Consider the following 23,963-nt stretch of genomic DNA (forward strand, 5'->3'; position numbering starts at 1 on the left):
TGCATTTTCGTTCCACTTATGTTCCAATCCAGCCATGGCAGTCCATGGCAGAGGCGCACAATCCGCAAATGTCCCGACACGCTTCGGCCTCGCCACGCGCGAGGTTGACGGCGACTGGCTCGACGCTCGCGAGGATATCGACGGTCCCGGTCCCAAGCTGCGCACGACGGTCACCGAAGAACATTCCCGCTCGATCCTCACCTTCAACCGCTCGCCCGACATCCCCTTTGATCGTTCGGTAAACGCCTACAGGGGGTGCGAGCATGGCTGCGTGTACTGCTACGCTCGGCCCACCCACGCCTGGCACGATCTCTCGCCCGGCCTCGATTTCGAAACGAAGCTCTTTGCCAAACCCGATGCGGCAAAGCTGCTGCGTGAAACCCTGGCCAAGCCCGGCTACATGCCCGCTCCCATTGCCATGGGCACAAATACCGATCCCTACCAGCCGATCGAAAGCCGTTACCGCATCACCCGCCAGGTTCTCGAACTCTGCCTCGAATTGCGCCACCCGGTCACCATCACCACAAAGTCCGCGCGCGTACTGGATGATCTGGACCTGCTGGCCGAACTCGCCCGCAGCAATCTGACCGCGGTCGGCATTTCGGTCACCAGCCTCGACCCGCGCCTGTCCGGCCTTCTCGAACCGCGTGCAAGCAGTCCTGCCAAGCGATTGGAAGCCCTTGGAAAGCTTGTTGCCGCCGGCATCCCCACCCATGTTTCGGTCGCCCCGGTCATTCCTTCGATCACCGACCAGTTCATGGAAGGCATCCTTGAGGCCGCCGCAGACCGTGGCGTGCGGTCGGCCAGTTGGATCATGCTGCGCCTTCCACACGAAGTCGCCCCGCTGTTCCGCGAATGGCTCGACACGCACTTCCCGGATCGCGCATCGAAAGTCATGGGGATCGTCCAGTCGGTTCGCGGCGGCAAGGACAACGACGCGCAGTTCTTCACCCGCATGAAGCCGAATGGCATCTGGGCCGACCTCATCCGCACCCGCTTCCGCGTCGCCTGTCGCAAGCACGGCATCGGCAAGGCCCACATCGATCTGGACTGCGCGCAGTTCAGAAAGCCCAGCGCCAACGGCCAGTTGGACCTGTTCTGAGCACACACCAGACATTCTCCAAACCTACCGTCGCCCCGGGCTTGACCCGGGGCCCCGCTTTTCTTCTGCGCTTCCTGTGAACCAAGGAAGCGGGATCCCAGGTCAAGCCCGGGATGACGATGAAGGGTGGTGCTGGAACAACTTGACAAAAAGAACCATATAGGTTATATGCTCCACCCACAGGTCAGGAGAGGGCACAAGGCCAACCCGCTCCTCTCCTTCGGAAGCTGACGCTGTGTGCGGAGGCTTCCGGCGCGATCGGTGCGGCAGGTGCGCAGCGGGTTCAACGAGGGGCGTAAAGCCCAAGGCCCACCGGGCAAACCCTGCCGTTACCCAAGGACAGACAGGACAACCCAGGGCTGATAGCACGGCGCCGAACCCTGAGCGACGCTGCGGATGCGGAACCCGCCATGATTGTGCGACTGTGTCAGCACAAACGACAGGTTCTTTTCACGCAGCCGCTTGCCAGAAGCCAAGGCAGTACGCGAGCCGCTGCCAAGGCTTCGTCCTTTCGCATGTGTCCGACCATCAGGCTGAGCCGACAAGGGGCCCGGAACCGCCCCCGGCCACTCGCAACCGGTCCCGCGCCCCATCCCTTGCGTGCCACAACGGCACCGCACCGGTCGCGCGATCTGTGAACTCCCACAGGCGTTATGGTCCGCATTCGCCAGCGGATGATCTCTCGCGCCACCTCGCGGCGTCCCCGCGAAGGCGGGACCTCGTTGTTCTTACGGAACCTCACAGTAAACCAATGAGGCCCCGCCTTTGCGGGGGCGCACCGGGGTTCCGCGATGCGATGCCCTCCCCCAGGCGGGAGAGCCGTGAGACTTGCTGAACGTAGTGAAGCTAGTCGCAGCGGGGTGGGCACCCGGCTCCACGCCAAGGAAACGCTAAGCCCCGTTGAACCGGATCAACCGGCTGTCCGCCACCGCCGCTGTGCGATGCGGAAGCGCATCGCGGACATAAGCCTCGTCCTTCACCATCGCAAAGAATGCCCCGGCGTCGGGGTAGCCCATCACGAAAGCCTCGTCCCACTCGCCCTGCGGCCCGGTGACAACGCATTCCATCGGCGCGTGCCACACCATCGCCGCCCCGGAATCCCTTACCAGCGCCTGAAACGCGTCCTTGTAGATCGCATAGGCCTCGCGCCCGGTCAGGCCCTTGCCATGGTTGGGGTGCCCTTCCGGGTATTCGGCAAGATCGCGGAACTTGATCAGGTTGAGCATGTGGATCGGCCGGTCGCGCGGCAGCGACTTGAAGACCTCGAAGTTCTCGCGGCTCGGATCGATGTAGACCGGGCGCTCGCTCACGCCACCTTGTCCCACACGAAGTCGCGGAACTGTTCGCGCAGGTCCTTCTTGCTGATCTTGCCGGTGCCCGTGTGCGGGATCTGTTCCACGAAGGCTACCGCATCGGGCACCCACCACTTGGCGACATGTTGCGCAAGGAAGCTGCGGATTTCTTCCTCATTGCACTCGGCGCCCGGCTTTTTCACCACAACCAGCAACGGCCGCTCATCCCATTTCGGGTGGTACACGCCGATCGCTGCCGCCTCGGCCACAGCCGGATGACCGATCGCAGCATTCTCCAGTTCGACCGAGCTGATCCATTCGCCGCCGGACTTGATCACGTCCTTGGTGCGATCGGTCAGTTGCAGGGTTCCGTCCGGATGGATCAGGCCTACGTCTCCGGTATCGAACCATTGCCCTTCCACCACCGCATCGGCCTCGGCCTTGAAGTAGCGCTTGACGATCCACGGCCCGCGCACCTGCAAGGCTCCCGCCGTCACGCCATCGCGCGGCAGGACCTTCTCCGGATCGCCCAGATCGACACAGCGAATTTCCACGCCGAACGGCGGCCGCCCCTGCATCGCCTTGACCGTCACCTGCTCGTCGAACGAAAGCTCGTCCCAGTTCCAGGTTTCGGCCCCCGTCGTGCCGATCGGTGATGTCTCGGTCATGCCCCAGGCATGGGCCACCCGGCGCCCGGCGCGCATGAAGCGCTCGATCATCGCGCGCGGCATCGCCGAACCGCCGCAGACGATGGTCTGCAAGCTCGGCGGGATTTCGCCACCGTTGTGGGTGTCGACATGCTGCAGCAGGGCCAGCCACACGGTGGGCACCCCGGCCGAACAGGTCACCTTCTCGCGGTTCATCAGCTCGCACAGCACTGCGCCGTCGTTCACCGCCGAATAGACGAACTTGGCCCCTGCCGCCGCGCCGGCCCAGGGCAGGCCCCAGCTGGCGGCATGGAACATCGGCACGATCGGCAGCATGACCGAGCGACAGTCCATCCCGAACACGGGCGGGCTGATCGCGCTCAGCGCATGGAGCATGGTCGAGCGATGCTCATAGAGCACGCCCTTGGGATTACCGGTGGTGCCGCTGGTATAGCACAGCATGCAGGGATCGCGCTCGTCACCGTCGTGCCACTCGGCCACGCCGTCCTCGCCCGAAATCCATTCCTCGAAGTGAAGCGCCGGTTCGCTGCTGTCAAAGCAGATGTAGTGTTCGACCGTCGGCCAGCGCGGCTTCATCCGCTCTATGATCGGCGCCCAGACCTTGTCGAACAGCATCACCCGGTCTTCGGCATGATTGACGATGTATTCGAGCTGATCGTCGAACAGCCGGGGGTTGAGCGTGTGGAGGATGCCGCCAACGCCCACCGCGCCATACCACGAAACCAGATGCCGATGATGGTTCATCGCCAGCGTCGCGATCCGGTCCCCGGGCTGCACGCCAAGCTTGCGCAAGGCCTGCGTCATGCGCAGCGCATCGTGGCGTATGCCGGCCCAGTTGGTCCGCGTCTCGCTGCCATCGGCCCAGCGGCTGACGATCTCGCGCGCACCGTGTTCGCGCGCGGCGTGGTCTATCAGATGTGTGACCCGCAGCTTCCAGTCCTGCATTGCGCCAAGCTGCTGAGTCATCTCTCTCTCCATCCGGTTCTTATTCGACCAGCCGCAGATGCCTTTCCGGTCTTGCGGTCAGGGCGACATTGGCGAGTCCTTCTATCGGAATCAATCGCTCGATTAAGTCGCTGTCCAGTTTAAAATCATTGCCGAGCCGCACGAGCGGCTCCTTGGGTCCGCCAGTCCGAAGGCGCGCCAGCACTTCGCCCGTCCCGCCAGACCCACGCGGCAGGAGCATCGCCAGCTCCGAGATCGCCTCGGGCTTGCTCACCTCGAGCTTGAGCATCATCCGCGACGAGCTTGTCACCGAAGCCAGCGGCCTTGCCCCCCGCACCGTCACGCGCGGCGGCTCGTCGGGATTGGGCCGGTCAAGTTCGACATTGAGAAGCACGCAGGTCCCGTCCTTCGCCCATTGCTGGAACGGCTCGACCAGCGATTCCTCGAAGCACGAGGCCGAGAACAGCCCCGAACTGTCGGAGAAGTCGGCCATGACGAAGTCCTTGCCCTTCTTCGTCTTGCGCTTCTGCACGTTCTCCACCAGCGCCGCCATGACCGCGCCGGAACGCCCGCCCGGCTCGCCACTGCTGGTCATCAGGCTGCCATACGATCTCGCCCCGTTGGCCGAAGCCACGGCGCGATATTCTTCCACCGGATGCGCCGCGAAATAGAACCCGAAGTTCTCGCGCTCCGCCGCCATCTGGTCGGCCCGGCTCCACGGCTTCGTCTCGGCAAGGCGCGTGGCGGGCGTGGCATGATCGTCCCCGCCGAACAGGCCACCCTGCCCCGACGTGCGAGAGCGCGCCGCTTCGTCCGCCACCGCCATCAGCAGTTCGGCATTGGCAATCACCTGCGCGCGGTTGGGTTCAAGGCAATCGAGCGCACCGCCCGCAGCCAGCGCTTCCAGCTGCCGCCGGTTCATCGATCCTGCCGGAATGCGCTTGAACAGGTCGTCGAGCGAAGCAAAGGGCCCGTTCGCTTCGCGCTCCTCGACGATCTGCTCCATCGCCTTCTCGCCCACATTGCGCAGGCCCGCCAGTGCATAGCGCACGGCAAAGCCGTCCTGCGTCCGCTCGACGGTGAACTCGGCCTCGGAATGGTTGATGTCCGGCCCGGCCAGCGCCACGCCATTGCGCCGCATGTCGTCGACGAAGACCGAGAGCTTTTCCGACTGATGCATGTCGAAGCACATCGATGCCGCATAGAACTCGTGCGGATAGTGCGTCTTCAGCCACGCCGTCTGATACGCCAGCAGCGCGTAAGCGGCAGCGTGCGACTTGTTGAAGCCATAGCCTGCGAACTTGTCGATCAAGTCGAACAATTCGTTGGCCTTGGCCGCCGGAATGTCGGACACCGTCTTGCAGCCATCGACGAAGCGCTGGCGCTGCGCGTCCATCTCGGCCTGCACCTTCTTGCCCATCGCGCGGCGCAGAAGGTCTGCATCGCCGAGCGAATAGCCCGCCAGGATCTGCGCGGCCTGCATGACCTGTTCCTGGTAGACGAAGATCCCGTAGGTCTCGGCGAGAATTCCCGCCAGCTTCTCGTGCGGATACTCGATGCTTTCGAGACCGTTCTTGCGCCGCCCGAACAGCGGGATGTTGTCCATCGGGCCCGGACGGTAAAGCGAGACGAGCGCGATGATGTCGCCGAAGTTGGTCGGCTTCACTGCCGCCAGCGTGCGCCGCATGCCTTCGGATTCCAGCTGGAACACGCCCACCGTATCGCCCGACTGCAGCAGCTTGTAGGTCTGCTCGTCATCCCAGGCGAGCGCCGAAAGGTCGATGCTGATGCCGCGCTTGGCCATCAGGTCGACCGCCTTGCGCAGCACCGACAGCGTCTTGAGGCCGAGGAAGTCGAACTTCACGAGGCCCGCATCCTCGACATGCTTCATGTCGAACTGCGTCACCGGCATGTCCGAGCGCGGATCGCGGTAGAGCGGCACCAGCTGCGCCAGCGGGCGGTCGCCGATCACCACGCCGGCCGCATGGGTCGAGCTGTTGCGCGGCAGGCCTTCCAGCTGCATCGCAAGGTCGATCAGGCGCTTGACCTCGGGATCGCGGTCATACTCGCGCTTGAGTTCCACCACCCCGTTCAGCGCGCGCGGCAGCGGCCACGGGTCGGTCGGATGGTTGGGCACCATCTTGCACAGGCGGTCGGTCTGCCCATAGCTCATCTGCAGGATGCGCCCGGTATCGCGCAGCACGGCGCGAGCCTTGAGCTTGCCGAAGGTGATGATCTGCGCCACGTGATCCAGCCCGTACTTGCGCTGGACATAGCGGATCACCTCGCCGCGCCGGGTTTCGCAGAAATCGATATCGAAGTCCGGCATCGAGACGCGTTCCGGGTTGAGGAAGCGCTCGAACAGCAGGCCCAGCTTGATCGGATCAAGGTCGGTGATGGTCAGCGCCCATGCCACAAGGCTGCCCGCGCCCGAACCGCGCCCCGGCCCCACCGGAATGTCGTTCTCCTTGGCCCATTTGATGAAGTCAGCGACGATCAGGAAGTAGCCGCCAAAACCCATGCGGTTGATGATCGCGATCTCGAACTCGAGCCGCTTGCGGTAGTCGAGCACTTCCTCCCACACGCCCGCGACATTGAGCTGCGGATAATCGGCAGCGTCCGGCTCGGCATCCGGGCCAAGGCACAGCACGCGCTCCAGCTCGGCGTGGGCGGCTTCCGGGTAATAGGGCTTCAACCGCAGGACGAGGCCCTTGCGGCTGTCCTCGGCACACATCCGCGCCTCGCCTTCCTGGTCACCGGCAAGGCTCGGCAGGATCGGCTTGCGCTTGGGCGGCATCACCGCGCAGCGCTGTGCTACGACCAGCGTGTTGGCGAGCGCTTCGGGGAGGTCCTTGAAGATTTCCTCCATTACCGGCGCAGGCTTGATCCACCACTCCTTGCTGGAACGCGGACGGTCGGTGCTGTCAACGTGGGTGGAACTGGCGATGCACAGCATGGCATCGTGCGCGTCGTAGAACCCGCGCTCGGCAAAACAGGCGGGATTGGTCGCCACCAGCGGCAGGTTTCGAGCATAGGCCAGATCGATCAGCGCCTCTTCAGACGCCTCTTCCACCGGCTCGTTGCGCCGCGCGATCTCGATGTAGAGCCGCTCGGGGAACAGTTCCTGCAAGCGATCGAGGTAAGCTTCGGCCGCAGACTGCTGCTGCCCCGCAAGCAGCCGCGCCAGCGCGCCCTCGCCCGCCGCGGTCAGGCAGATCAGCCCATCGGTGTGGCCAACGAGGTCCGCCAGCACGACATGCGCCTCGAACTCCAGAGGCCGCTCAAGATGCGCGCGGCTGACGAGGTGGCACAAGTTGTCATAGCCGCGTGCATCCTGCGCATAGAGCGCCAGCCAGTCGACGGTCGGTGCAGCAGGCCCGAACCCCGTCGCCGCGCCATCACGCTCGGGCCGCGCCACCGCCAGCATCGTGCCGATGACGGGCTGCACGCCCATGTCCTTGCATGCCTTGGCATAGGCGACGCTGCCATAGAGCCCGTTGCGATCGGTAATCGCCGCCGCCGGAAAACCCCGCTCCGCCGCCGTCTTGGCAATCGCCTTGGGATCGATCGCTCCGTCGAGCATCGTGTAGGACGAGAAGATGCGCAAGGGAACGAAGGGGGCGTGGGGCATGTCGGCCAAGGTAGGAAAAAGGCCGCCTTCTTGCGAGAGGCGCGGCCTGTTTTTCCCCCGAACCGAATGCTGCTGTCAGAGCAGCTTTTCGATATCCTTCGCGATGCTTTCCGGCTTGTCGGTCGGCGCATAGCGGCGGACGACCTTGCCGTCGCGGCCGATCAGGAACTTGGTGAAGTTCCACTTGATCGCCTTCGTGCCCAGCACACCCGGCGCTTCCTTCTTGAGCCAGTCGTAGAGCGGGTCGGCATTGTCGCCATTGACCTCGATCTTGGCCATGAGCGGGAAGCTCAGGCCGAAGTTGACCTTGCAGAAGCTCTCGATCTCGTCGGCCGAGCCCGGCTCCTGCCCGCCGAACTGGTTGCAGGGGAAGGCCAGCACCTCGAAGCCCCGGTCGCCATAGTCCTTCCACAGCTTCTCGAGCCCGTCGTACTGCGGGGTAAAGCCGCACTTTGACGCGGTGTTGACCACCAGCAAGACCTTGCCCTTCTTCTCGGCCAGATCGATCACTTCGCCATTTGGCTTCTTCGCCTTGAAATCGGCTATCGTGGTCGGTTCGCTCATGTCAGGCCCTCCCGATCCGCAAGTTCGAGGATTTCGCCGACGTTGAGCGACTTGCCTCCCGCCACGTCGATCACCAGGCGGGCACGCTGGGCGGCACCCATGCCAGCCACTTCCGCCACCAGGTCCCGCAAGGGAGCTTTCTTGAGGACGCTGAAATTGTACTGCATCTCAGAGCCGGCATCGTCGCGCTCATGCAACGTGGCTTCGGCATTCCAATCAAGACCGGACATGACTTCTCCCCTTGTCATGCAAATGGTTCGCACGACAAGGGAAGCTGATCAACGGCAAATGGGCTTAGGCGGGAAAATCGATGCGATGGGCCAGTGCCGCAATTTCGGCCGGGGAATACTGCCGGTCGCCCGACTTCTCGATGACCAGGTTCGCCCGCTCGCTTTCCGACATGCGCGCAACCATTCGCACCATGTCGGCGAAGGTTCCGGAATGCAGCGAGGCAAAGCCGTGGAACACGCCGTCTGCAGCCTCACGGCGCAGGACAACGGCGTGGTCGTTCCAGAATGCAGCCGCATCGGCAGCTTCGGCGCGGATCGTGGTGTTCATGGGGTACGATCTCCTTTTGCACACGAAAACGCTTCAGGAGAACGATGTATCCCTATTCGAGCACACCCTCATGCAGCCGCACAACGCGGTCCATGCGCAGGGCGAGGCGCTCGTTGTGCGTGGCGATCAGCGCCGCGCTGCCCTCGCCACGCACCAGCTTGAGAAACTCCTCGAGCACGCGGTCGGCAGTGGCCTCATCAAGGTTGCCGGTTGGCTCGTCGGCCAGCACCATTTCCGGCCGGTTGGCCAGCGCACGCGCCACGGCGACACGCTGTTGCTCGCCGCCCGAAAGCTGGCTGGGCCGGTGATCGAGACGCTTGGCAAGCCCCAGCGCAGTAAGCAACTCGGCCGCCCGGGTTTCTGCCTCGCCCCGCGTCTTGCCTGCCACCATCTGCGGCAGCACCACGTTCTCGATCGCGTTGAAATCGGGCAAAAGATGATGGAACTGGTAGACGAAGCCCAGGTGATCGCGGCGCAGCGCCGTCCGGTCATCGCCCGAAAGCTGCGAGGCATTCGTCCCGGCGATCTCGATCAGCCCCGAAAAACCGCCTTCCAGCAGTCCGATCGCCTGCAGCATGGTCGACTTGCCCGAACCCGAAGGCCCCAGCAGCGCAACGATCTCGCCGGGGCGGATCTCGAGGTTCACGCCGCGCAGCACGTCGATGGTCACCCCGCCCTGGCTGAACGAGCGGCGCAGGTCGCGCAATCGAACCACAGGATTTTTGGCGACGGGATCACTCATAACGCAGCACCTGAACCGGGTCCGTGCTGGCAGCCTTCAGCGCCGGATAAAGCGTGGCAAGGAACGAGAACAGCAAGGCCATCAGGCAGATGGTCGTGATCTCGACCGGGTCCGAACGGCTCGGCAGCTCGGTAAGGAAGCGGATCGACGGGTCCCACAGGTTCTGCCCTGTCACCCACTGGATCGCGTTCACGATGGGCTGGCGGAAGAACAGGAAGACGAAGCCCAGCAGAAGTCCGGAAACGGTGCCAAGAGCACCGATCACGAAGCCGATCGTGACGAAGATCTTGAGCAGGCTTTTCCGCGTTGCCCCCATCGTGCGCAGGATCGCGATGTCCCGCGTCTTGGCGCGCACGAGCATGATCAGCGACGAAAGGATGTTGAACACCGCGACCAGCACGATGATGGAAAGCACGATGAACATCGCCACGCGCTCCACCGCCAGTGCCTCGAACAGGCTGGCGTTGATGGTCTTCCAGTCGGTGACGACCGCCGTGCCTTCGAGTTGCTTGGCAATGGGAGCAAGGGTCTCGGACACGGTATCGGCATTGGTCGTAGTGACCTCGATCATGCCGATTGAGTCACCGGTCAGCAGCAATGTCTGCGCATCCGCGATGGGCATGACCACATAGGCGTTGTCATAATCGTAGATGCCGACTTCGAAGATTGCCGATACGGTATAGGCAATCTCGCGCGGGACAGTGCCGAACGGCGTAGCTCGACCTTGCGGGTTGATGATCGTGATGCTGTCGCCCACCCGCGCACCAAGGTTCTGGGCAAGGCGCGAACCGATGGCAACATTGCCTGACTCTGGCCGCAGCGAGGCGATCACGCCATCGACGCGCTTGTCCTCCAGCCGCTTGATATCGCCCGCAGTATTGCCGCGCACAAGAATCGCCTCGACCCTGCCATTGAAGCTGGCGAGCAGCGGCTGCTCTATCAGCGGCGAGGCATGGGTAACGCCGGGCGTCGCCTCAACCTTCTTGAGGATGTCCTGCCAGTTGTCCAGCCGCCCGCCGTAGGCCTGGATGATCGCATGGCCGTTCAGGCCCACGATCTTGTCGAGCAGTTCGGCGCGGAAACCGTTCATCACGCTCATCACGATGACCAGCGCGGCCACACCGAGCATTACCGCGACAAGGCTGATGCCCGCGACGAGCGCGATGAATGCCTCGCCTCGCCCGGGCAGCATGTAGCGCTTGGCGATGGTCCATTCGAATGGCGACAGGATCAAGCAGAAGTCCCCTGGCAGGAATGCGCCTCCGGGTTCCCGGAGACGGCTGCGGATGTAGGCTGGAGCGCAGCAAACGGCAATGGCTGCAAGAACCGGACGTTCAGAGTGCCGCGCTTGTCCGTTCGAGTTCCGAAATCCGGTGCTGCATCTGCTGCATCTCTATGATGCGCCGATGGCGCTCGCACGAAAGCGGCAGGGCTGCCAGCACCGTCACTCCGACATAGAGCTGGAAGAACTGGATGCGGTCGCCGAACTCGATGTCCATGCCGGCAATCGGCCCGAACCCCAGGATAGTCATCGTGCCGCCGATGGCGATCAGCAGCAGAGGCATCAAGGTTGTGATCGCAGCTGGCACCAGGGCCGAGGAAACCATCAGGAATACCAGCGGGAACACCAGCAGCGCGCGCATGTCGAGCAGGAATACCAGCGCGGTCAGGCCCGTGAACGACCCGAACACGAGCGTTGCCAAGGGCAGTTGGCGCGCTGGCGGCAGGAAGCTTCGTCCGCGTGCGAGGCGATGGTAGACATAGTGGAACACGGGCAGGCACGCGACCAGCCCGAGAGCGTGGCCGATGATCCATCGGGTAAAATTCTCGACCAGCGGCTGACCAAAGGAGAACCAGGCCAGGAACGATGCGATGCAACCGGTCACCAATGGGATGGTCAGACCGATGCCGAGGTAGAAGGACGTCACCCATTCGAGGATGTCGTGCGGCCAGAACGCATCGGTGATCCGCCGCCAGACGAACGCGACGGCGATAGCTTCGGCCATATTTATGAAAGCCAGTGGCACCGCCAGGACCCAGCCAAACCCGAAGTACCCGGTTGCGATGGTACTCGCGAACCAGCACGGGACCACCCACTTCAACCAGAGGCGGAACGGAAGATGCACCAGCCGCCCCGCCAGGAGCGCTGTGGCGATCCAGACCATGGCAACGCCGCCGGTGAACCGACCGAACGCCACTGCGCCATAGGCCAACGCAAAGTATGCGACGGCGGTACAGACCGGATCGGCAAGAGTACGGGCAACGCGCATTGCCGTGCCCTAACACTGCCCTGGTTAATTTTTCCCAGCGCAAATCACGCACAATCATCGACTGCGCAGATCAGTGAAAAACCACGTTGAGCAGGTAGGAAATCGTCCCCCCAATCACGAAAAGCGCCACCAGAGCCAACAGCCCGATACCGATTATCCTCACCAGCCACTCCATGCTCCGCCTGTCCGTGGCCCCAACTACGCCCCAGAAGACTCGCGGTTCCCCGGGCCGGGAACGGCCTCAAGCGATGCATTGCGAACCTTGCCCTTGCCATTGTGCGCAAACGTCGCCATTTGGGCGCCAGAAACCGGCCGGCGCGCACGCGCCCACGCGAGTCCACGGGACCCATGACCACAGATCACGAACTTCTCGATGCAACGCCCTGGGATATCGGGCGGGGCGATATCGGCGCCGATGACGACAAGCTGCGCGAGGAGTGCGGCATCTTCGGCGTACTCGGCGTACGTGACGCTGCGGCGACAGTGGCGCTAGGTCTCCATGCCCTGCAGCACCGCGGGCAGGAAGCCGTGGGCATCACCAGCTTCGACGGACAGGAATTCTACTCGCGCAAGGGCATTGGCCATGTGGCGGCGAATTTCTCGACCGGATCGGCCATTGCCGAACTGCCGGGCATGATGGCCTCTGGCCACGTCCGCTATTCGACGACGGGCGGTGCAGGTCTGCGCAACGTCCAGCCGCTCTTCGCAGACCTTGCCTCGGGCGGGTTCTCGATCGCCCACAACGGCAACATCTCCAACGCGATGTTCCTCAAGCGCGATCTCGTCCGCAAGGGCGCGATCTTCCAGTCGACGTCGGACACCGAGGTGATCATTCACCTCGTTGCGACGAGCCGTTACCCCACCCTGCTCGACCGTTTCGTCGATGCCCTGCGCCTGATCGAGGGCGCCTATTCGCTGATCTGCATGACGCCCGAGGGCATGATCGCCTGCCGCGATCCGCTCGGTATCCGCCCGCTCGTCATGGGCAAGCTCGGTGACGCGGTGGTCTTCGCCAGCGAAACCGTTGCGCTTGACGTCGTCGGCGCAGACTTCGTGCGCGAAGTGGAGCCCGGCGAGCTGATCCAGGTCGATCTCGACGGCAACCTCAGCACGCACAGGCCGTTCGGCAAGCCCAACGCGCGCCCCTGCATCTTCGAACACGTCTATTTCAGCCGCCCGGACTCGGTCATGGGTGGCAGCTCGGTCTACCAGGTACGCAAGGCCATCGGCGCGCAACTGGCGATGGAAAGCCCGGCAGACGCCGATCTCGTCATCCCCGTGCCTGACAGCGGCGTGCCTGCTGCGCTAGGTTACGCCCAGCAGTCCGGCATCCCGTTCGAACTCGGCATCATCCGCTCGCACTATGTCGGCCGCACCTTCATCCAGCCCTCGGACGGTGCCCGCAACGCCGACGTGAAGCGCAAGCACAATGCCAACCGTGCGCTGGTCGCCGGCAAGCGCATTGTCCTGATCGACGATTCGATCGTGCGCGGCACTACCAGCCTCAAGATCGTGCAGATGATGCGCGATGCAGGCGCCGCCGAAGTGCACATGCGAATCGCCAGCCCGCCGACCGAGCATTCGTGTTTCTACGGCGTCGACACGCCCGAACGCTCGAAGCTGCTCGCTGCACGCATGGATGTCGCCGCGATGGCGGAGTTCATCCACGCCGACAGCCTTGCTTTCGTCTCGATCGACGGCCTCTACCGCGCCGTGGGTGAGGCCGAACGCAAGAAGTCTTGCCCGCAGTATTGCGACGCCTGCTTCACTGGCGAATACCCCACACGCCTGACCGATCTTGCCGATCGCGAGAGCCCCGATCAGCTTTCGCTGCCGGTCGGAAAGGTCGCGTAAGATGAGCCTTGCGGGTCAGGTCGCGCTGGTTACCGGCGCAAGCCGCGGCATTGGCGCGGCCACGGCCAAGGCACTGGCCGCTGCCGGAGCGCACGTCGTTCTTGTGGCGCGCAACGCCAAGGACCTCGAGAAGATCGAGGAAGAGATCTTCGAGGCCGGTGGCAGCGCCACGATTGCGCCGGTCGATCTCTCCGAGGCTGACAGCATCGCCCGTCTCGCCACCGCCATCTCGGGCCGCTGGAAGGCACTCGACATTCTGGTGATCAACGCCGCCGTCCTGCCCACCCTCACCCCGGTCTGGCAGATCGACGCGCGCGAGTTCAACCAGGCGCTGACTCTCAACGTGCTGGCAACGCAGGCACTTCTTGCCGGCTTCGACGGCATGCTGCGCAAGAGCCAGGACGCCCGCGTCATCGGCGTGACGAGCAGCGTCGGCGCCACCCCCCGCGCCTACTGGGGTGCCTACGGCGCTTCGAAGGCGGCGTTTGACAACCTGCTGGGCAGCTATGGGCAGGAAGTGCGCAACACCGCGGCCATCCGAGTTGCCGTGGTCGATCCGGGCGCAACCCGCACCAAGATGCGCGCCCGCGCCTACCCCGGAGAAGACCCGCAGACGGTCAAGGCTCCGGAAGTCGTTGCTGACCGGATCGTTACGCTTCTTGGTGAACAGTTTGCCAGTCCGCACCGCATTCGCGTTAACCAGGACTGATAGCGCCTAATTAACGTAGCCGCGCGATTCTTTGCAAAGGTTTGCCGATCCGTCGGCAGACCGGAAACGCAATGGGTCGAGGTCGCCCGGCATGACGACGACGGATTGGAATACCAACATCTATGGGCAGGCCGCGCTCGAGGACCGCAGTGCGCCACGCCAACGTGTCAACATTCCGGCAACGCTCAGGCCATCCGGCGGCAAGGGCTTCCAGACCGTCGTGCTTGACCTTTCGCTAGGCGGCTTCTGCGCAAATGCGCTGCAACGCATGCACGCCGGCAACCGCTGCTGGCTGACCCTGCCCGGCATGGAATCCCTTCAGGCCGAGGTGGTGTGGTGGGATTCCGGCCGCGTCGGCTGCGCCTTCGCCAACCTGCTCAGCCCCATCGTCCACGACAACATCCTCGCGCGATATCGCGGGGACGGAGTTTTCAGGCGTCCCTGAAGCTTACTGCTTTACCAGCGTCACCTGGCTGACGTCGATGCCGCCACCGCGGAACCCGCCTTCGCAATACATCAGGTAATAGCGCCACAGGTTGACGAACCGCTCGTCAAACCCGGCAGGCAGCCTCCCTTCGACTACGGCAAGATCAAGCGCCTCGCGCCACAGCTTGAGCGTGCGGGCATAGTCGAGACCGAAGTCCTGGCGATCCTGCCATGTGAACCCGCGCTCGTGCGCCAGTCGTGCAAACTCCCGCTCGCTGATCAGCAGGCCGCCGGGGAAGACATAGGCCTGGATGAAGTCGGCGCTGGCGGCATAGGCATCGAACAGGTCATCGCGGATGGTGATGTATTGCAGCGCCGCACGCCCTCCGGGCTTCAGACAGCGGGCAAGGCAGTCGAAGTAGGACGGCCAATATTCGCGACCCACGGCCTCGACCATCTCGACGCTGGCGATAGCGTCGAATGTTCCTTCGACATCGCGGTAATCCTGATGACGGTACTCGATCCCGCCCAGCCCTGATGAAGTGAGGGCTTCGCGCGCCCACTCCAGCTGCTCGTCCGATAGGCTGATGCCGGTCACCCGCGCCCCGGTCGTCTCGGCGAGGCGCCGCGCCAGAAAGCCCCAGCCGCAACCGATCTCGAGCACTTCGCTGCGAGGTGTGAGCGCCAGACGCGCCCCCAATCGGTCAACCTTGTTGGCTTGAGCCTCGGCCAAGGGTGAATCTGCCGAAATGCCGTCCCACAACGCGCTCGAGTAACTCATGGTCGAGTCCAGCCACTGGCGGTAAAAGTCATTGCCAAGGTCATAGTGCGCCGCGATGTTGCGCCGCGCCTGCGCTCGCGAATTCTTGCGCAGGAAGTTGAGCGCCCGGCCAGCCAGACGCCACGGACCTTTAGCCCGGCCGACGTCGCCCAAGGTGGCGGCGTTGCGCATGAACAGATCGAAGATCGGCACGGGATCGGGGCTATCCCATTCGCCTTCGACCCAAGCCTCATACCAGCCGATCGAGCCAGCCGTAGCCAGCCGCACAAGCGCATTCCAGCTATGCAGGTGAATTCGCGCGACAGGCCCCTCGCCCCGCCCGCCGACAGTGCGCTGGCTGCCGTCCGGCAAGATAGCGTGGATCGTGCCAAGAACGAGACCGCGGTCGATCCTTTCGACAACGCGCTCGAACGGTCCGGCAAACAGGTGTGCGACCCAGCGGCCGACGGCAGACATGTTCCAGCCACCGGCCACCAGATGCCGTCCCCTCGATGGCGTCTGTGCAGTCATGGGCGGGATATGCGGCTCCGCAGCGTAACGCGCAAGGTCAGCCATGCGCCTTCATTGCATCATGTGCCGCCAAAGCCCGCGCCCGGCCTTGCGCATGGGGCACGATCTTGCGGACATAGCCCGGTGGCGGGAACGTGGGATCGTGGACCTCGGCGTCGGACAGATGGCGCAGTTCCGGCACCCATTTGCGGATATAGCCTGCTGCGTCAAACTTCGCCGACTGGGTGAGTGGTGCCATGATTCGCACGAACATGTTGGAATCTATGCCCGTCCCTGCCGTCCACTGCCAGTTGACCGCGTTGGAACCGTAATCCGCATCAACCAGGGTGTCCCAGAACCAACGCTCGCCTTCACGCCAGTCGATCAGGAGATGCTTCACCAGGAAGCTTGCCGCAATCATCCTCACGCGGTTGTGCATCCACCCGGTGTGCCAAAGCTCGCGCATCCCGGCATCGACGATCGGGTAGCCAGTGCGCCCCTGCTGCCATGCCCGCAGCCCCTCGGGATCGTCACGCCATTGCAGCCGGTCGTAGGCCTCCCGCGCATTCTTCGAGCCATAGTCTGGGAATTGCACGATCACGTTCTGGGCATAGTCGCGCCAGCCCAGCTCGCTGAGGAATACGTCCACCGATCCGCCGGCATCGGCCACCTTCTGCCACACCGTCGCCGGCGAAATCTCGCCGAAGTGGAGATGCGGCGACAGGCGCGAAGTTCCTGCAATCGACGGCAGATTGCGGCATTGCTCGTACCGCGCCGCCCGCACCGCAAAGGCTTCCAGCCGCTTGTGCGCACCCGCTTCGCCGGGGATCCATTCTTTGCGGAACCCGCCCGCCCAGTCCGGCGCAGTGGGCAGCAGTTTCCAGTCGTCGAGCGTGTCGCTCGTCGGCCAGTGCTCCGGCGCGACCAGCTGCTCTAGTGCTTGCGCTGGGTGCGCGGGCGGCATCCGCTCTTTAAGGGCCTGCCAGAATGGCGTGAAGATCTTGTAGGGCGCGCCGCTTCCGGTCTTCACCGCACCGGCCGGGGCCAGGTAGTTGCCATCGTGCAGGACAAGCTGCATACCCTTGGCGACGGCCTTCTCGGCATTGCGCCACCACGGCTCGTAGTGGTGCAGCGCGTGGACGACCCGTGCCCCGGTCTCGCGGCGCACCGCCGCCAGTTCCTCATGCACCTTGCCCCGGCGCAGGATCAGTCGCGATCCCAGCTTGCGAAGCGCGGCATCCAGGCTGGCCAGGCTGTGATGCAGCCACCAGCGCGAGGCACCGCCCATGCGGCAGTGCCGGGGCGTCTCGTCATCAAGCACGTAGACCGGGATAACGGGCCCGGCCTCGGCGGCTGCCAGAAGCGCCGCCTGATCGGCCAGACGAAGATCGCGGCGGAACCAGACAATCGTCGGTTCGGCCTGCGTCGATGCAGACACCAGTTCCCTTTCTCCTGTTATGCGGCCCTTGCAAGCCGGCATCACAAACCGTTGTTCGGGAACAAGGTTTGCGGCAATCTCGTTCCAAGCAACCGATGGTCCAAGCCGCCCCCGAACGCCACCTGCCCCAAAGGGCGCGCAGCTGGAGAATATCTCCGCGCCATGCCCTGATCGCGTCGGCGCTGTGCTGGATCGGCTTTGTCCTGGTCGCCTCGCTCGTGCTGTCAGGGCACGGCAGCGAGATCGACAGTTCCGGCCTGCTGTTCTGGCGACGCGGGGCAGACCTTGTTCCCGCCGGTCCGCAATGGCTTCTCGAGGCGGTGCGGGATCTGACGGCGCTTGGCGGGGTCCTGCTGCGCAACCTCATCCTGATCGGCGTGCTGGCGGCGCTGCTCTTTCTGCGCCTGAAGCGCGAAGCAGTGTTGCTGACGGCCACGGTGATGGGCGGATGGCTGGTCAACTCGCTGGTCAAGATTGCTGTCGGCCGCCCCCGCCCGATGATCGTGCCGCACCTGACCGAGGCGGGCGGGCAGAGCTTTCCCAGTGGGCACAGTTTCAATTCCGCGGTGATCTACATTGCCATCGCGCTGGCCTTCGCGGCCATGAGCCCGCGCCGCTCGATTCGCTGGACCCTGATCATCAGCGCCATCGCCCTGAGCATTGCCATTGCGATCAGCCGGGTCTGGCTCGGCGTCCATTTTCCGACTGACGTTGCAGCGGGATGGCTTGGCGGCGCAGGCTGGGCGTTCCTCGCCTCGGCGCTGCTGCACAAGCCAGCGAAAGCCGTCGCCGAGCAGGCCGACGACATGCTCAAGACACTGACGCCCGGCGCCTAGCAGGTCGGAAGTTCAACCACCGTGTTGAAGTTTCGCGCCATCGTCGGGCCAGTGAACCGCGCATCCGCGAAAGTCACCCTCGCCATGCAGCCGGAGCGCTGCACTTTCGCAACCGGCATCTGCGACCAAGCGAGGAACTTGACCGCCTCGGGCGTTGCGTTCGCTGCCTTGCGGACGAGCGGATCGCTCATGTTGTCAGCGATCGGAGCGCCGAAGCTAAAAAGACCGCCAAGCCGCCGGAGTGGATCGTATTTGCCGAATGTGATCCTGCCGCGCTCACGCCAGACCACATCGCGCCGCCAGAACATCATCGCCTCGGGCGCGGCAAACACGCGGTCGGGAATGGCATAAGGGGCGTCGCTGCGCGGTGCCTGCCAGGCCAGCGCGGATATGCCGACATTGAGCAGGATGAACGCTGCCACCAGTCCCAGGCAAGCCACCGCGATCGCGCCGGAGGCAAAACGCCGCGTTGCCCATATGCCACCACCCAACATCGCGAGAACCCAGGGCGAGACGATAAACAGGCCATCAGAGTGGAACCACCGTTCGCTCCACGGCGACAGCAGCTGGACGGCATAGACAGTCTGCAGATCGAGCAGTGGATGCGTGATCGCACCGAGGTAGCTAAGCAACACCAGCCAGCCCAAGCGCAGCGGCGGCGCCTCCCGCGCGATCTTCCCGCGCGAAGCCTGCCAGCTATCGAACAGCCACAGAAGGCTTACCAGCAACGGCGGCATCAACACCACGCCACCCACCAGCCCATGCGTGAACCCGCGATGCATGGCGAGCGGCGCCCACGGCGCCCAGCCGAAGAACACGTCGATATCCGGCATGTTCGCCGCCAGCACCAGCGCGGCAAGGCCCTTGCGCGACCGGTGCTTCAGACCCGTTTCCGCGAGTGCCCAACCGACAAGGCTGTGCGTCAGGTTGTCCAATCGGTGACCTCAAACAGAAAGGCCGCAAGGGCACGACCCGCGTCGCATCCTTGCGGCCTTGGAAGCCTTTGGGAAACCCGGAAATCAGACCGGATCGGCAGCTGTTCCGCTGACGGTCCAGGTCTGGCCCTTGCCAAGCAGCTTGGCGAGGTTGGCGTCCTTGCCCTTGCGGGCCTGTTCGTCCTGGCCGAGCAGCACGTCCTCATAGGAAGGCCGCGGATCGTCGTAGATCACGCCCAGCGCCATCGGGAACGGGCCGAACGGCATCTCCACGAGCATGTGTGCCAGCGCGCGGTTCTTGACGTTGTGGACGAGCACTCCCGCCGCCTGCCAGTCGCCATCGTTCACGTCGACGACCTTGAGCGTCAGCGTGTCCATGTCGAGCGCAATGCCCTTCACGCCGCCCGACTTCTCCGAACCGAACAGCATCGGCTCGCCATCGGTCAGCCACAGCTGGTTCTGGTCGGCCACGCCCTTGGCGACGAAGTCGTCGAAGCGGTCCTTGTTGTAGACGATGCAGTTCTGGAAGATTTCCACGAAGGCCGCGCCCTTGTGGGCATGAGCCGCCTTGAGCACGCCGGGCAGGTTCTTCGAGACGTCATAGGCCCGCGCGATGAAGCGCGCGCCCGAACCCAGCGCGAAGGCGCAGGGGAGCGCAGGACGGTCAACCGAGCCGAGCGGCGACGTCGGCGAATTGGTGCCTTCGCGGCTCGTCGGCGAGAACTGGCCCTTGGTCAGGCCGTAGATCTCGTTGTTGAACAGCAGGATCTGCACGTTCACGTTACGACGCAGGATGTGCATCGTGTGATTGCCGCCGATCGACATGCCATCGCCATCGCCCGTCACCAGCCAGACGTCGAGTTCCGGATTGGCGAGCTTGATGCCGGTGGCAAAGGCGGGCGCACGGCCGTGGATCGTGTGGAAGCCATAGCTTTCCACATAGTACGGGAAGCGGCTGGAGCAGCCGATGCCCGAAACGAACACGGTGTTCGAAGGATCGGCGCCGATCTCCGGCAGGGTGCGCTGCACCGCCTTGAGGATCGCGTAATCGCCGCAACCCGGGCACCAGCGCACTTCCTGGTCGGTTTCCCAGTCCTTGAGCGTGGTCTGGACCGCGATCTTGGTCATCTCGTTCATGGATTGTCACTCTTGATGCTGGGCAGCTGCGTCTTGTCGGCATCGACCTCGCCTCCGGCGTGGTCGCCAAGCGCATCCACGATCGCGGCTTCGATTTCCGCGATGGTGAAGGGCTGGCCGCTGGTCTTGTTGAGCGGCTGGGCGTCGATCAGGAACTGGTCGCGCAGCACGGTCTTGAACTGGCCGGTGTTCATCTCGGGCACGAGCACCTTGTCATAGCCGCGCAGCAGATCGCCGAGGTTCGACGGCATCGGCCAGATGTGGCGGACGTGGACGTGGCTGACGTCCAGCCCCTTGCGGCGGGCGCGGCGCACGGCCTGATAGATCGGGCCATAGGTGCTGCCCCAGCCGACGACCACGAGCTTGCCCGAGGTCTCGCCGTGGCTGACTTCCTGCAAGGGGATCGAGTTCGCCACGCCTTCGACCTTGGCCTTGCGTGCGTCGGTCATGATCTGGTGGCTCGCCGGGCTGTAGTCGATGTTGCCGGTGCCGGGGTTCTTCTCGATGCCGCCGATGCGGTGCATCAGGCCCGGAGTGCCGGGCTTGATCCACGGACGCGCGCCCTTTTCGTCGCGCGCGAAGGGCAACAGTTCGCCGTTGGGGCCGTTCTTCTCTTCGAGGAACGTCACCGGGAACGGCTTGAAGCTTTCCGGGTCCGGCACCTTCCACGGCTCGGCCGCGTTGGCGATGTAGCCATCGGTCAAAAGCATTACCGGGGTCATGTATTCCACCGCGATGCGGCAGGCCTCGATGGCGACTTCGAAGCAATCGGAAGCGCTGCGCGCGGCGATCACCGGCATCGGCGCGTCGCCGTTGCGGCCATAGACCGCCTGGTAGAGGTCCGACTGCTCGGTCTTGGTCGGAAGGCCCGTGGACGGGCCGCCGCGCTGCGAGTTGACGATGACCAGCGGCAGCTCGGTCATGATGGCAAGGCCCATCGCCTCGCCCTTGAGCGCAATGCCGGGGCCAGACGACGAGGTCACGCCCAGCTGGCCCGCATAGCTCGCGCCGATGGCCGAGGCGATTGCGGCAATCTCGTCTTCCGCCTGGAAGGTGGTGACGCCGTATTCCTTGAGCCGGGCAAGGTTGTGCAGGATCGCCGAGGCAGGCGTGATCGGATAGCCCCCGAAGAACATGTGCAGATCGGCCAGCTGCGCGCCGGCAACAAGCCCAAGGCTGATCGCTTCGGCGCCGGTGACCGTGCGGTAGAGGCCCGGCTCGCTCTCGACCGGAGCGATGTGGTACTGCTTGAGCGGCCCTGCCAGCTCGGCGGTTTCGCCATAGGCGTGGCCGGCGTTCAGCGCGGCGATGTTGGCCTGGGCCAGAACCGGGTTCTTGGCGAACTTGGCGTTCAACCAGTCGACCAGCGGTTGGCGGTCACGATCGAACATCCACAGGGCAAGGCCCAGCGTCCACATGTTCTTGCAGCGCAGCGCTTCCTTGTTGCCAAGGCCGAAGGGCTTCACCGCTTCGAGCGTCAGCGCCGAGATGTCGAACGCCAGCAGCTGCCACTTCTCGAGGCTGCCATCTTCAAGCGGGTTGACCTCGTACTTGGCCTTCTCGAGGTTGCGCTTGTTGAACTCGCCGGTGTCGGCAATGATCAGGCCGCCGGCCTTGAGCGCACCGACGTTGGTCTTGAGCGCTGCCGGGTTCATTGCCACGAGCACGTCGGGCTGGTCGCCCGCAGTGTCGATCTCGGTCGAGCCGAAGTTGATCTGGAAGGCAGAGACGCCGAACAGCGTGCCTTGCGGCGCGCGGATTTCCGCCGGGAAGTCCGGGAAAGTGGCAAGGTCGTTGCCCGCCAGCGCCGTGGAAAGGGTGAACTGACCGCCGGTCAGCTGCATGCCGTCGCCCGAGTCACCAGCAAAGCGCACAACCACCGCCTCGGGGGTCGGTGATTCCTTGCCGCCCGTCAGCGCGTCCGGTCCTTCAACTAGTGTAGCCATATCGTCCTCTGCTGCGCCCGGGAGTTTCACCCAGTGCTGACACGCGCCTATGCCCCTCGTGTTCCGTTCGCAAAGAAGAAAATCTGCGCAGGGCGAAAAATCCTCCTGCGCTCTTGATTCCCATCGCGCTTGCCAGTCAAGTTGCAAAAGCCAACTTACCACGGTGTTTATAACGAATCCTGTTTGCGGGACGAGGAACTGTCATGACCGATCAGAAGACCCACTACGTACGCCCCGACGTTCAAGCCTTCCTGGCTTTCCTCAACAGCACCGATGCCCCGCCGATGAGCCAGATGGGTCTGGAGGCTGCGCGCGCCAGTTACATTGCGATGGGTCAACTTGCCGAAGCAGACCCGCGCGAACTGGCAGTGGTCCGAAACCTGACCTGCCCCGGCCCCGCCGGCGACATCCCGCTTCGTCTCTATGACCTGCGCGAAACGCGCGAGGCAGGTCCGGCGGTGGTGTTCTTCCACGGCGGCGGCTTCGTGATCGGCGATCTCGAAAGCCATCACAGCCTGTGCACCGAAATCGCCGCGGAACTCGATCTGCCGGTCATCGCGGTGGACTATCGCCTGGCGCCCGAACACCCCTTCCCCGCCGCGCCGGACGACTGCGAGGCCGCGGCACGCTGGATCGCTGCGAACTCGGCCACGCTGGGGCGCGAAATCACCGGCCTGATCCCCATGGGCGACAGCGCCGGCGGCAATCTGACGATCGTCGTGACCCAGGCGCTGGTCGAAAGCCCCGCGGCGGTGCCGGTGGTCATGCAGGTGCCGATCTACCCGCTTTCCGACGACAAGCCCGATCACCAGTCTTTCCTCGATTTCGCCGAGGGTTTCCTCCTCACCTCGGATTCGATGAACTGGTTCGCCAATGCCTATCAGGCGGTTACCGGCCACAAGCGCGCCTATCCGATCTATGGCGACCACTCGACCACGCCTCCGACGGTGCTAGTGACGGCAGGGCTCGATCCGATTCGCGACAGCGGGCGGGTCTATGGGGCGGAACTCATCCGGTCTGGAGCAGAAGTCGTCTTTCTTGAAATGAAAGGGACGATCCACGGGTTTACGCAGGTGCGCAAGGCAATCCCGAGCGCGCAGGCCGACATGCAGTCGATCTTCAAGGCGGTCCGGCTGCTACTGGAAAGGTTGAAATGACAGACGAATTTGCCGGGCTTCCGTACCGTCCCTGTGTCGGGGTCATGCTCGTGAACAGCGCCGGGCGCGTGTTCGTGGGCAAGCGGATCGACAACAAGGAGATGGACGCCTGGCAGATGCCGCAGGGCGGGATCGACGACGGCGAGGATCTCCACGCCGCCGCCCTGCGCGAGCTGCAGGAGGAGACCGGCGTCTCCTCCCACCTCGTGCAGATCATCGCGGAAACGCGCGACGAACTGCTTTATGACCTGCCCGATTTCCTGATGGGCAAGATGTGGGGCGGCAAGTTTCGCGGCCAGCGCCAGAAGTGGCTGCTGATGCGCTTTTCAGGCGAGGATACCGACATCGACCTCAACGCCCATGAACATGCCGAGTTCGAGGCATGGCGCTGGGTTGAACCGGAGCAGGTTCCGGAACTGATCGTGCCGTTCAAGAAGCGCGTCTACCGGCAGGTGGTCGAGGAATTCCGCGAACTGATCTGAC

General features: G+C 64.1%; 21 protein-coding genes. 7 read left to right on the forward strand and 14 right to left on the reverse strand.

The features are described from left to right. Positions 1-34 precede the first annotated feature (34 nt). A complete protein-coding gene (locus IM701_RS08910) occupies positions 35-1,102 on the forward strand; it encodes a PA0069 family radical SAM protein (RefSeq protein WP_193826717.1) in 1,068 nt (355 codons plus the stop codon). 890 nt (positions 1,103-1,992) lie between these two features. Here the strand turns inward: IM701_RS08910 and IM701_RS08915 are convergent. The 9 genes from IM701_RS08915 to IM701_RS08955 form a co-directional block, all read right to left on the reverse strand. Then, positions 1,993-2,412 carry a DUF1330 domain-containing protein gene (locus tag IM701_RS08915; RefSeq protein WP_052242300.1) on the reverse strand — a complete coding sequence of 140 codons (420 nt, stop codon included), beginning with the start codon at positions 2,410-2,412 and terminating at the stop codon, positions 1,993-1,995. Continuing rightward, positions 2,409-4,028 (reverse strand): long-chain fatty acid--CoA ligase, encoded by a 1,620-nt coding sequence (locus IM701_RS08920; protein WP_193826718.1) that lies wholly within the window; start codon positions 4,026-4,028, stop codon positions 2,409-2,411. Before IM701_RS08920 ends, IM701_RS08915 begins: the two co-directional genes overlap by 4 nt. 19 nt (positions 4,029-4,047) lie before the next feature. Beyond that, positions 4,048-7,638 (reverse strand): DNA polymerase III subunit alpha, encoded by a 3,591-nt coding sequence (gene dnaE / locus IM701_RS08925; RefSeq protein WP_193828399.1) that lies wholly within the window; start codon positions 7,636-7,638, stop codon positions 4,048-4,050. A 75-nt stretch (positions 7,639-7,713) separates the two neighbouring features. Then, complete coding sequence (locus IM701_RS08930) at positions 7,714-8,202, reverse strand: glutathione peroxidase (protein ID WP_039334031.1); 489 nt, start codon at positions 8,200-8,202, stop codon at positions 7,714-7,716. After that, a complete protein-coding gene (locus IM701_RS08935; RefSeq protein WP_193826719.1) occupies positions 8,199-8,432 on the reverse strand; it encodes a hypothetical protein in 234 nt (77 codons plus the stop codon). The genes IM701_RS08930 and IM701_RS08935 overlap by 4 nt, the downstream gene beginning before the upstream one ends. 64 nt (positions 8,433-8,496) lie before the next feature. Continuing rightward, entirely contained in the window at positions 8,497-8,760 is a 264-nt protein-coding gene (locus tag IM701_RS08940; RefSeq protein ID WP_052242298.1) for a hypothetical protein, read from the reverse strand. Between the two features lie 52 nt (positions 8,761-8,812). Continuing rightward, positions 8,813-9,502 (reverse strand): ABC transporter ATP-binding protein, encoded by a 690-nt coding sequence (locus tag IM701_RS08945; protein ID WP_039334028.1) that lies wholly within the window; start codon positions 9,500-9,502, stop codon positions 8,813-8,815. Then, positions 9,495-10,736, reverse strand: coding sequence for a lipoprotein-releasing ABC transporter permease subunit (locus IM701_RS08950; RefSeq protein ID WP_039334026.1), 1,242 nt, complete (start codon positions 10,734-10,736; stop codon positions 9,495-9,497). The genes IM701_RS08945 and IM701_RS08950 overlap by 8 nt, the downstream gene beginning before the upstream one ends. 100 nt (positions 10,737-10,836) lie before the next feature. Continuing rightward, complete coding sequence (locus IM701_RS08955) at positions 10,837-11,772, reverse strand: MASE1 domain-containing protein (protein ID WP_039334024.1); 936 nt, start codon at positions 11,770-11,772, stop codon at positions 10,837-10,839. Between the two features lie 348 nt (positions 11,773-12,120). On the opposite strand from IM701_RS08955, the gene purF reads away from it, so the two are divergent. The 3 genes from purF (at position 12,121) to IM701_RS08970 (ending at position 14,780) form a co-directional block, all read left to right on the forward strand. Next, on the forward strand, positions 12,121-13,626 hold the full coding sequence (gene purF / locus IM701_RS08960; RefSeq protein ID WP_230487632.1) for an amidophosphoribosyltransferase: 1,506 nt from the start codon (positions 12,121-12,123) through the stop codon (positions 13,624-13,626). A gap of 1 nt (position 13,627) precedes the next feature. Beyond that, the gene (locus tag IM701_RS08965; RefSeq protein ID WP_039334023.1) at positions 13,628-14,335 is read left to right on the forward strand and encodes an SDR family NAD(P)-dependent oxidoreductase; all 708 of its coding nucleotides are present in this window, start codon (positions 13,628-13,630) and stop codon (positions 14,333-14,335) included. Between the two features lie 91 nt (positions 14,336-14,426). After that, entirely contained in the window at positions 14,427-14,780 is a 354-nt protein-coding gene (locus IM701_RS08970; protein WP_039334022.1) for a PilZ domain-containing protein, read from the forward strand. A gap of 3 nt (positions 14,781-14,783) precedes the next feature. Here the strand turns inward: IM701_RS08970 and IM701_RS08975 are convergent, their stop codons facing one another. Both IM701_RS08975 and IM701_RS08980 read right to left on the reverse strand, forming a co-directional pair. Beyond that, positions 14,784-16,052, reverse strand: a complete 1,269-nt coding sequence (locus IM701_RS08975; RefSeq protein ID WP_193828400.1) for a cyclopropane-fatty-acyl-phospholipid synthase family protein — start codon at positions 16,050-16,052, stop codon at positions 14,784-14,786. A gap of 37 nt (positions 16,053-16,089) precedes the next feature. Beyond that, the gene (locus IM701_RS08980) at positions 16,090-17,511 is read right to left on the reverse strand and encodes a deoxyribodipyrimidine photo-lyase (RefSeq protein WP_193826720.1); all 1,422 of its coding nucleotides are present in this window, start codon (positions 17,509-17,511) and stop codon (positions 16,090-16,092) included. A gap of 53 nt (positions 17,512-17,564) precedes the next feature. Here IM701_RS08980 and IM701_RS08985 point away from each other — a divergent pair, with 53 nt between their 5' ends. Further along, positions 17,565-18,305 carry a phosphatase PAP2 family protein gene (locus IM701_RS08985; RefSeq protein ID WP_193826721.1) on the forward strand — a complete coding sequence of 247 codons (741 nt, stop codon included), beginning with the start codon at positions 17,565-17,567 and terminating at the stop codon, positions 18,303-18,305. Here IM701_RS08985 and IM701_RS08990 read toward each other — a convergent pair. The 3 genes from IM701_RS08990 to IM701_RS09000 all read right to left on the reverse strand — a co-directional run bounded on the left by IM701_RS08990 (position 18,302) and on the right by IM701_RS09000 (position 22,323). Continuing rightward, positions 18,302-19,240, reverse strand: coding sequence for a metal-dependent hydrolase (locus IM701_RS08990; RefSeq protein ID WP_193826722.1), 939 nt, complete (start codon positions 19,238-19,240; stop codon positions 18,302-18,304). The genes IM701_RS08985 and IM701_RS08990 overlap by 4 nt on opposite strands. An 84-nt stretch (positions 19,241-19,324) precedes the next feature. Next, positions 19,325-20,377 carry a 2-oxoacid:ferredoxin oxidoreductase subunit beta gene (locus IM701_RS08995; protein WP_193826723.1) on the reverse strand — a complete coding sequence of 351 codons (1,053 nt, stop codon included), beginning with the start codon at positions 20,375-20,377 and terminating at the stop codon, positions 19,325-19,327. Then, positions 20,374-22,323, reverse strand: coding sequence for a 2-oxoacid:acceptor oxidoreductase subunit alpha (locus IM701_RS09000; protein WP_039334010.1), 1,950 nt, complete (start codon positions 22,321-22,323; stop codon positions 20,374-20,376). Before IM701_RS09000 ends, IM701_RS08995 begins: the two co-directional genes overlap by 4 nt. Before the next feature lie 203 nt (positions 22,324-22,526). Here IM701_RS09000 and IM701_RS09005 point away from each other — a divergent pair, with 203 nt between their 5' ends. Then, positions 22,527-23,480 (forward strand): alpha/beta hydrolase, encoded by a 954-nt coding sequence (locus tag IM701_RS09005; RefSeq protein ID WP_193826724.1) that lies wholly within the window; start codon positions 22,527-22,529, stop codon positions 23,478-23,480. Next, the gene (locus tag IM701_RS09010) at positions 23,477-23,962 is read left to right on the forward strand and encodes an RNA pyrophosphohydrolase (protein ID WP_039334001.1); all 486 of its coding nucleotides are present in this window, start codon (positions 23,477-23,479) and stop codon (positions 23,960-23,962) included. Before IM701_RS09005 ends, IM701_RS09010 begins: the two co-directional genes overlap by 4 nt. Position 23,963 lies beyond the last annotated feature (1 nt).

The sequence above is a fragment of the Novosphingobium sp. ES2-1 genome (assembly GCF_015169775.1).
GTDB lineage: Bacteria > Pseudomonadota > Alphaproteobacteria > Sphingomonadales > Sphingomonadaceae > Novosphingobium > Novosphingobium subterraneum.

Coding starts and splice junctions, on each gene's coding strand:
- purF (WP_230487632.1), top strand. CDS start 12,121: ATGACCACAGATCACGAACTTCTCGATGCAACGCCCTGGGATATCGGG.
- IM701_RS08940 (WP_052242298.1), bottom strand. CDS start 8,760: ATGAACACCACGATCCGCGCCGAAGCTGCCGATGCGGCTGCATTCTGG.
- IM701_RS08920 (WP_193826718.1), bottom strand. CDS start 4,028: ATGACTCAGCAGCTTGGCGCAATGCAGGACTGGAAGCTGCGGGTCACA.
- IM701_RS09010 (WP_039334001.1), top strand. CDS start 23,477: ATGACAGACGAATTTGCCGGGCTTCCGTACCGTCCCTGTGTCGGGGTC.
- IM701_RS08935 (WP_193826719.1), bottom strand. CDS start 8,432: ATGTCCGGTCTTGATTGGAATGCCGAAGCCACGTTGCATGAGCGCGAC.
- IM701_RS08970 (WP_039334022.1), top strand. CDS start 14,427: ATGACGACGACGGATTGGAATACCAACATCTATGGGCAGGCCGCGCTC.
- IM701_RS08930 (WP_039334031.1), bottom strand. CDS start 8,202: ATGAGCGAACCGACCACGATAGCCGATTTCAAGGCGAAGAAGCCAAAT.
- IM701_RS08980 (WP_193826720.1), bottom strand. CDS start 17,511: ATGCCGGCTTGCAAGGGCCGCATAACAGGAGAAAGGGAACTGGTGTCT.
- dnaE (WP_193828399.1), bottom strand. CDS start 7,638: ATGCCCCACGCCCCCTTCGTTCCCTTGCGCATCTTCTCGTCCTACACG.
- IM701_RS08995 (WP_193826723.1), bottom strand. CDS start 20,377: ATGAACGAGATGACCAAGATCGCGGTCCAGACCACGCTCAAGGACTGG.
- IM701_RS08975 (WP_193828400.1), bottom strand. CDS start 16,052: ATGACTGCACAGACGCCATCGAGGGGACGGCATCTGGTGGCCGGTGGC.
- IM701_RS08955 (WP_039334024.1), bottom strand. CDS start 11,772: ATGCGCGTTGCCCGTACTCTTGCCGATCCGGTCTGTACCGCCGTCGCA.
- IM701_RS08910 (WP_193826717.1), top strand. CDS start 35: ATGGCAGTCCATGGCAGAGGCGCACAATCCGCAAATGTCCCGACACGC.
- IM701_RS09000 (WP_039334010.1), bottom strand. CDS start 22,323: ATGGCTACACTAGTTGAAGGACCGGACGCGCTGACGGGCGGCAAGGAA.
- IM701_RS08985 (WP_193826721.1), top strand. CDS start 17,565: ATGGTCCAAGCCGCCCCCGAACGCCACCTGCCCCAAAGGGCGCGCAGC.
- IM701_RS08965 (WP_039334023.1), top strand. CDS start 13,628: ATGAGCCTTGCGGGTCAGGTCGCGCTGGTTACCGGCGCAAGCCGCGGC.
- IM701_RS08945 (WP_039334028.1), bottom strand. CDS start 9,502: ATGAGTGATCCCGTCGCCAAAAATCCTGTGGTTCGATTGCGCGACCTG.
- IM701_RS09005 (WP_193826724.1), top strand. CDS start 22,527: ATGACCGATCAGAAGACCCACTACGTACGCCCCGACGTTCAAGCCTTC.